Origin of the sequence: Actinocatenispora rupis (assembly GCF_016861975.1) — a bacterium.
Lineage (GTDB): Bacteria > Actinomycetota > Actinomycetes > Mycobacteriales > Micromonosporaceae > Actinocatenispora > Actinocatenispora rupis.
Map to the genome: position 1 here is coordinate 342,086 of NZ_BOMB01000021.1, position 6,631 is coordinate 348,716.

The 6,631-nt window shown below is 75.2% G+C and carries 8 protein-coding genes; 2 read left to right on the forward strand and 6 right to left on the reverse strand.

The genetic code is table 11. The features are described from left to right. Positions 1-33 precede the first annotated feature (33 nt). Positions 34-1,389, reverse strand: coding sequence for a chloride channel protein (locus Aru02nite_RS19530; protein ID WP_203659652.1), 1,356 nt, complete (start codon positions 1,387-1,389; stop codon positions 34-36). Between the two features lie 187 nt (positions 1,390-1,576). On the opposite strand from Aru02nite_RS19530, the gene Aru02nite_RS19535 reads away from it, so the two are divergent. Then, positions 1,577-2,536 (forward strand): formylglycine-generating enzyme family protein, encoded by a 960-nt coding sequence (locus Aru02nite_RS19535; RefSeq protein WP_203659730.1) that lies wholly within the window; start codon positions 1,577-1,579, stop codon positions 2,534-2,536. On the opposite strand, the gene Aru02nite_RS19540 is transcribed toward Aru02nite_RS19535, so the two are convergent. The 5 genes from Aru02nite_RS19540 to Aru02nite_RS19560 form a co-directional block, all read right to left on the reverse strand. Beyond that, positions 2,537-3,118 (reverse strand): DUF7144 family membrane protein, encoded by a 582-nt coding sequence (locus Aru02nite_RS19540; RefSeq protein WP_203659654.1) that lies wholly within the window; start codon positions 3,116-3,118, stop codon positions 2,537-2,539. It lies immediately after the preceding gene. Positions 3,119-3,423: 305 nt separating this feature from the next. Then, positions 3,424-4,086 (reverse strand): alpha-ketoglutarate-dependent dioxygenase AlkB family protein, encoded by a 663-nt coding sequence (locus tag Aru02nite_RS19545; RefSeq protein WP_203659656.1) that lies wholly within the window; start codon positions 4,084-4,086, stop codon positions 3,424-3,426. Positions 4,087-4,125: 39 nt separating this feature from the next. Then, positions 4,126-4,716, reverse strand: coding sequence for a methylated-DNA--[protein]-cysteine S-methyltransferase (locus Aru02nite_RS19550; RefSeq protein ID WP_203659658.1), 591 nt, complete (start codon positions 4,714-4,716; stop codon positions 4,126-4,128). After that, the gene (locus Aru02nite_RS19555) at positions 4,709-5,197 is read right to left on the reverse strand and encodes an RNA polymerase sigma factor (protein WP_203659661.1); all 489 of its coding nucleotides are present in this window, start codon (positions 5,195-5,197) and stop codon (positions 4,709-4,711) included. Before Aru02nite_RS19555 ends, Aru02nite_RS19550 begins: the two co-directional genes overlap by 8 nt. 56 nt (positions 5,198-5,253) lie before the next feature. Further along, positions 5,254-6,360 carry a TetR/AcrR family transcriptional regulator gene (locus tag Aru02nite_RS19560; RefSeq protein ID WP_203659663.1) on the reverse strand — a complete coding sequence of 369 codons (1,107 nt, stop codon included), beginning with the start codon at positions 6,358-6,360 and terminating at the stop codon, positions 5,254-5,256. A 102-nt stretch (positions 6,361-6,462) separates the two neighbouring features. Here Aru02nite_RS19560 and Aru02nite_RS19565 point away from each other — a divergent pair. Then, the coding region (locus Aru02nite_RS19565) for a ClpX C4-type zinc finger protein (protein WP_275408670.1) at positions 6,463-6,631 on the forward strand (169 nt) is incomplete at its 3' end.

Here is a 6,631-nt window from a genome sequence, read left to right on the forward strand (position 1 = left end):
GTACCGTGGCGCGGTGCCGGCGCGTGCCCGCGGTCAGCGCGCCGCGGCGGGCGGTGCCGCGGGCGGTGTCGCGTCGGTGTGCTGGCGGCGGGCCACGACGGTCATCGCCAGCCAGGCGGTCGCGGCGGCCAGTACCGCGGCCGGCACGGTGGCGGTGGCGGTCGAACCGGCCAGCAGCGCGGCGAAGACGAGCGACGAGAACAGCAACCGGGTCTGTGCGGCCATCCCGGCCGCGGTACCGACCGCGACGGCCAGCGTCGGCGAGACACCCAGCCCCGCGTGAGTCAGCGACGCCATCGCCACGCCGAGGAAGATCGCGGGGAAGATCGGCCCGCCGCGGAAGCCGCAGCCCAGGCTCACCGCGTACGCGAGGAACTTGGCGACGATCAGCAGCAGTACGATGCCGACCGACTTCTCGGCCACCAGCGTCGGGATGGACGACTGGCCGGAGAACAGCACGTCCTTCGGGTCGGCGCCGGCGAGGCCGGCCAGCTCGGCGATCAGCCCGACCGCGAGGCCACCGGCGGCCAGCAGACCGGCGAGGCCGAGCCGGGCGCGCAGCCCCTCGACCCAGCGGGCGCAGTACCGGACGGCGAGGGTGACGGCCGCGGCGACGAGCCCGACGCCGATCCCGACGAGCAGGCCGTACAGGTGCAGGCCGGTGTAGGCGGGCAGGTGCGGGACGGTGAGGCCGGGGGCGTTCAGGCCGCCCCACGAGCCGAAGCCGAGGAAGATCACGTACCCGACGGAGGCTGCCACCAGGCCCGGCAGCAGCGCCGGCAGCAGGGCGGTGCCTGCGGCGAGGCCGCTCTCCAGCAGCAGCATGCCGGCCACCAGCGGTCCGCCGAACAGCGCCGAGACCGCGGAGTACGACCCGGCGGTGGACAGTACGGTGGCGGGGCGTCCGGTCAGCCGGGCGAACCGGGTGGCGACCATGCCGACCGCCGAGCCGAGCGCGATCACCGGCGCCTCCGGGCCGAGTACGGCGCCGAAGCCCAGCGTGGCGAGCGCGGCGAGGAGTACGCCCGGCGCGTGCGACACGGCCGTCGGCTCGGCGCTGAGGCCGACCAGCGGGCGGTGACCGCCGTCGCCGGGCAGCGTGCGCGCCGCGACGACCAGCAGCGCGCCGACCACCGGCAACCCGACCACCAGGTACCAGGGCGGGCCGGTGTGGCCGAGCGCCTTCGGCAGGTCCGTCCACAGCCAACCCTGCAGGTACCGCACCAGCGCGAGGAACGCGGCCGCCGCGAACGCCGCCGGGATGCCGATCGCCGCCCCGATCCCCACCAGCTTCAGGTACGCGCCGCCCGACGGCGTACCGCCCGACGGCGTACCGCCCGCCGGAGCGCTGCCCGCCGCCGGTGCCTGCTGCCCGCCCGTACCGCTCACCGCGCCTCCCGGCCCCGTCGTCCCACCGTACGACGGGGGTCCGGGGCCGGGTGGCGCGTTCCGCCGAGTACGTCCGATGTGGAGGGTGGTCGGGCCGAACCGCCCGCCCGGACCGTCCGGTACGCCTAGCCTGGTGGTCGTGGGCACGAACGGCACGCCGGCGGCGCGGCGGGCACCGGCGCGGGACATGGTGTGGGTACCGGCCGGCGCGTTCCGGATGGGCAGCGCGGACTTCTACCCGGAGGAACGGCCGGTGCACCGGGTCGAGGTGGCCGGGTTCTGGATCGACGAGCATCCGGTCACGGTCGCCGAGTTCCGCCGGTTCGTCGCCGCCACCGGGTACGTAACGCTCGCCGAACGCGCCCCCGACGCCGACCGATACCCCGACGCCGACCCCGCCCTGCTGGTACCGGGATCGTTGGTGTTCCGGGCGACTCGCGGCCCGGTGCCGCTCGACGACTGGCAGCGCTGGTGGGCCTGGGTACCCGGCGCCGACTGGCGGCACCCGTCCGGCCCGGACAGCGGGATCGGCGGCCACGAACGCCATCCGGTCACGCACGTCGCGTACGAGGACGCGGTGGCGTACGCGGACTGGGCCGGGAAGCGGCTGCCGACCGAGGCCGAGTGGGAGTACGCGGCGCGCGGTGGACTCGACGGCGCCGTGTACCCGTGGGGCGACGACGTCGCACCGCGCGGCCGTACGATGGCCAACACCTGGCAGGGCGACTTCCCTTGGCGCAGAACGACTCCACGCCACGACCGCACCTCACCGGTACGCAGCTACCCGCCCAACGGCTACGGCCTGTACGACGCGGTCGGCAACGTGTGGGAGTGGACCGCCGACCTGTTCCGCCCCGGCCACGACCCGGCCCCACCCGCCTGCTGCGCGCCCCGGCCACCTCGCGGGACCGTCGGGTCCGAGCCCGGAAGCGTTGCGCCGCAAGCGTTGCGGACGGACGCGGCGGGCGCGGCCGAGGCGGCGGGCGCCGGCGGAGCGCCGTTCCCGCGGTACGTGATGAAGGGCGGCTCGCACCTCTGCGCGCCCAGCTACTGCCACCGGTACCGGCCGGCGGCCCGGCAGGGCCAGGCCGCCGACTCGTCCACCAGCCACCTCGGGTTCCGTTGCGTGGCAAGCGGTTCCGGCTGATCAGCCGCGCGGTGCGTCCGGCTCGCCACCCGGCTGCTCGGCCCCGCCGCGCATCCCGGTCGGCTGGTCCCCGCGCATCTCCGGTTCGGCGGTGGTCCGCGGCTTGACGTCCGTCGCGGCGGACGTCCCCGCCGGCGTGCCGTACCCGGTGGGCTCGTTGCCCGCCATCGGCGCACCGTCCGCCGGTACGGCCGGGGAGACCCAGCTGTCCCGGCCGGAGGTGGCGCCCGCGCTGAGCATCCGGGCCAGCGCCCAGATGACGAACACGTCCGCGGCGATCACCAGGATCGCCCAGAGCGGGTAGTACGGCAGGAAGAAGAAGTTGTTGATCGCGGACAGGCTGGCGAGTACCAGACCGGTCACCGCGGCCCAGGTACGCCCGGACATCAGGAAGACGCCCGTCAGCAGTATCAGCGCGCCGAGTGCCACGTGGATCCAGCCCCACGCCGTGGTGTCGAGGCTGAACGTGTAGTTCCGGACGTTGACGTAGAACTGGTCCTTGAAGATCGCCGTGATGCCGTCGATGATCTGGAAGACCCCGACGACGATCATCATCGTCGCGGCGAAGACCCACCCGGTCATGGCCGCCACGGTCCCGGCACCGCTTCCTCGCGCCATCGGTACCCCCTTCGTCCCTGCCGACGCTACGGGCCGTGACGCCCGTGGCAGGGCGGATTCCGGAATCCCGGCGTCGCGACCGTCCGAAGTGGACAGAAACCGACCCACACCGCCCCGGGTACGCGTCGCGGCACGTCCCGGTCGTTTCCCGGCACCGCGCACCGGCCGGACCCGCGCACCGCACGCCACCACGCCCGCTACCCGCAGGTGGCGAGCCGGCCGCGGTCGCTCCGGCCACGGCCCGGATCCGTTGCGGTGCGGGGAATCGGTCAGGCGTCGGGGAAACCGGTGACCCGGAGCGTGACGTTCACCCGGCCACCGGTCAGCCCGGTGCGCGGATCGCCCGTACCGGGCCGGATCCGCGGCACCCCGTGGTACGCCAGGCGCGACGGCCCGCCGAACACGAACAGGTCGCCCGACTCCAGTTCCACGTCCGTGTACGGCCGGGACCGGTTCTCGGTGTTGCCGAAGCGGAACAGGCACGTGTCGCCGACGCTCAACGACACCACCGGTTCCCGGGCCCGCTCGTCCCGGTCCTGGTGCATGCCCATCCGCGCGTCCGCGTCGTAGAAGTTCACCAGCGCGGTGTCGGCCCGGTACCCGTCGCCCGCCGCGTCCCCGTACGCCTCGGTCACGGCGGCGGATCCCAGTCGTACCAACCAGTCGGGGAGCGGGGCGACGCGGTCGCCGTTCACGTCGTCGGCGGTCCGGGTGTACCGGTAGGGCTGCCAGTGCCAGCCGAGACAGACCGTGCGTACCGACATGGGGTGGCCGCCGGGCAGGACCGCGGACCGCGCCGGCACCGGGCCGCGCGCCCACTCCCGGCACGCGGTGACGAGACGCCGCTGCGCGTCCAGGTCCAGCCATCCCGGTACGTGCACGGCGCCCGGCGCGACCTCCCGCCGCCCGGTGCCCAACAACGGCAGCGTCATCACACCCTCCTCAGTGGACGGTCCGCGGCGCGCCCGCGGTCACGCCGCCTCCAGACTCAGCAGCGCCAGCTTCGCCGCCGCGCCCCCGGCGTACTGCCCGGACGAGCCGTCGGCGCGGACCACCCGGTGACACGGCAGTACGACCGGGACGGGGTTGGTCGCGCAGGCCGTGCCGACCGCCCGCACCGCGCGCGGGCTGCCCGCCGCGGTGGCCACCTGGCTGTAGCTTTCCGTTGTGCCATAAGGGATGTCGGCCAGGTGGTCGAGCACCTCGCGGCGGAACCCCTTGGCCAGTCGCAGATCCAGCGGCACGTCGAAGACCCGCCGCCGGCGCCCGAAGTACTCGTCGAGCTGCCGGGCCACGGCGTCCAGCCGGCGCGGCGCGTGCAGTACCCGCGGGCTCACCAGCTCGGCGAGCTGCGCGAGCGCCGCGTCGTGCCCCTGACCCGGGTACGCGACGCGCACCAGCCCACGGTCCGTCGCGGCCAGCAGCAACGTACCCACCGGCGTCTCCACCGTCCGGTACGCCACGTCGAGCACGCCGTCCGCCGCGGCGTCCGCGGCCAGCCGGTCGCGCAGTCGGGCCAGCGTCGCGGAGTCGTCCGGCAGGCCCGCGAACAGGTCACTCATGTCCCTCTCCTCCCGTGCGGTACGTGGCGCGCAGCGTGCGGATGCCGTCGGCGGCGGCGCGTCGTGCCGCGTCCGTCGTCCCGCCGACGATCGCCGCGATCTCCGCGTACGGCAGTCCCGCGAGGTGGTGGTACGCCACCGCGGCCCGCTGCTTCGGCGGCAGCGCCGCCACCGCCGCCCACAGGTCGACGTCGGAGTCCTCCGGCCGCCCCGTGACGGACGGCCGGTCCGGCACCGCCCCCACGACGACCGGCCGGCGCGCCGCGGACCGGGTGGCGTCGATCGCCTTCCGGTGCGCGATCGTCACCAGCCACGCCTCCACGTTCGCGTCCGCCGGCAGCTCCGGGTACGCCCGCAGCGCCGCCAGGAACGTCTCCGCCCACGCATCCTCCGCGTCGTCCGGGCCGAGCACCGCGCGGCACACGCGCAGCACCATCCGCCCGTACCGGGCCACCACCTCGTCGAACGGCTGCACACTCACACCCCGTAGACGCGCGCCCGCACCGAAACGTGAGATCCCATGCCCCGCCACCCACCTCAGTCCGGTACGGACGCCGCGGCGTGGCAGGCGCCGCGCCCGTCCGCGCGCGCCACGATCCGCCCGTCGCGTACCCGGACGGCGGTCTCGGTCTCGTCACTGACCGCCCGTACTCCGGCGGCGGCGGCGACCGCGGCGGCCCCGTCGTGCACCAGACTCAGCCGCGGCCACGCCGACTCCGGCAGCGCGTGGCGCAGGCAACTCCGCAGCTCCGCGAGTACCAGCCGGACCAGGGGGTCCAGCTCCCGCGGCTCGCCGGTGACGAGCACGGCGGTGACCGGACAGAGCCGCAGCGCCTCCTCGACCGCGGACAGCCGGTGCAGCCCGAGTACGGCAACCACCCCGTCTCCGCCGGGGCGTACCGGCTCGGCGCGGAGCGCGTCGACCGCGGCGGGCGGGGCCCACGGCGCGTCCACCGGGCGGGCGGCCGGTGCGTACCCGGCGTGCGGCGGGCTCCAGTCGTCGGCGAGGTCCAGCCCGGCGAGCCCGCGGCACGTCTCCACCACGTCGAACGGATCGGCGAAGCCCGGCGCCGCGACCGCGAGCTGTCCCGCACCGTGCAGCGTGGTCAGCGCCGCGGCGGCCACCCGTACGAGCCGGTGCCCGCGCCGCGGTGGCAGCGCCTCCAGCCCGAACCCCAGCGCGATCGCCTGCAACGCCAACAACTCCGCGTACGGCCGGCGGGTGTGCTCGTCGGCCAGGATCTCCGGTACCAGGTCGCGGCCCAGCCAGTCCGGCCCGTCCGTGGCCAGCGGCAGCGGCGAGAGCCACGCGGACGCGAGCGCGGCGAGCGCGTCCGGCACCGTACGGCCGGGTCGGGGGTCGGCGGGTGCCTGCTCGGCGTCCTCGGCCAGCACGCTGAAGTAGAGCGCGCGCTTGCCGGGGAAGTTGGAGTAGACGGCGCCGCGGGTCAGCTTGGCCCGCTCGGCGATCCGGTCGATCTTGGCGTCGCGGAACCCGCGCTCGGTGAACTCGTGCCGCGCGGCGGCCAGTACCCGCGCCCGGTTCCGCCGCTGCGTCTCGGCCCGCGGCACCCGCTCGCCGCCCGCCCGTCGCCCGTCCGCCGGCTCCTGCCGGTCGCCGGACCGGTTCTGCTCCGTACCCATGCCACCCCGTCCGCGGTGTTTGCCGCCGTCGTCGGCACACGCTAGCGTCGACCCCACATGTCAGTACCACATGATCACATCATTTGAATGGGGACGGCGCGGATGCCGAGATGTTCGTTCTGCGGGAAGACGCAGCAGCAGGTACGCCGGCTCATCGCCGGCCCGGCCGACGCGTACATCTGCGACGGCTGCGTCGGGCTCTGCACCGACCTCGTCGCCGAGGACACCACCCCGCCCGACACCCCGGACCTGCCCCGCCCGGCCGAGATCC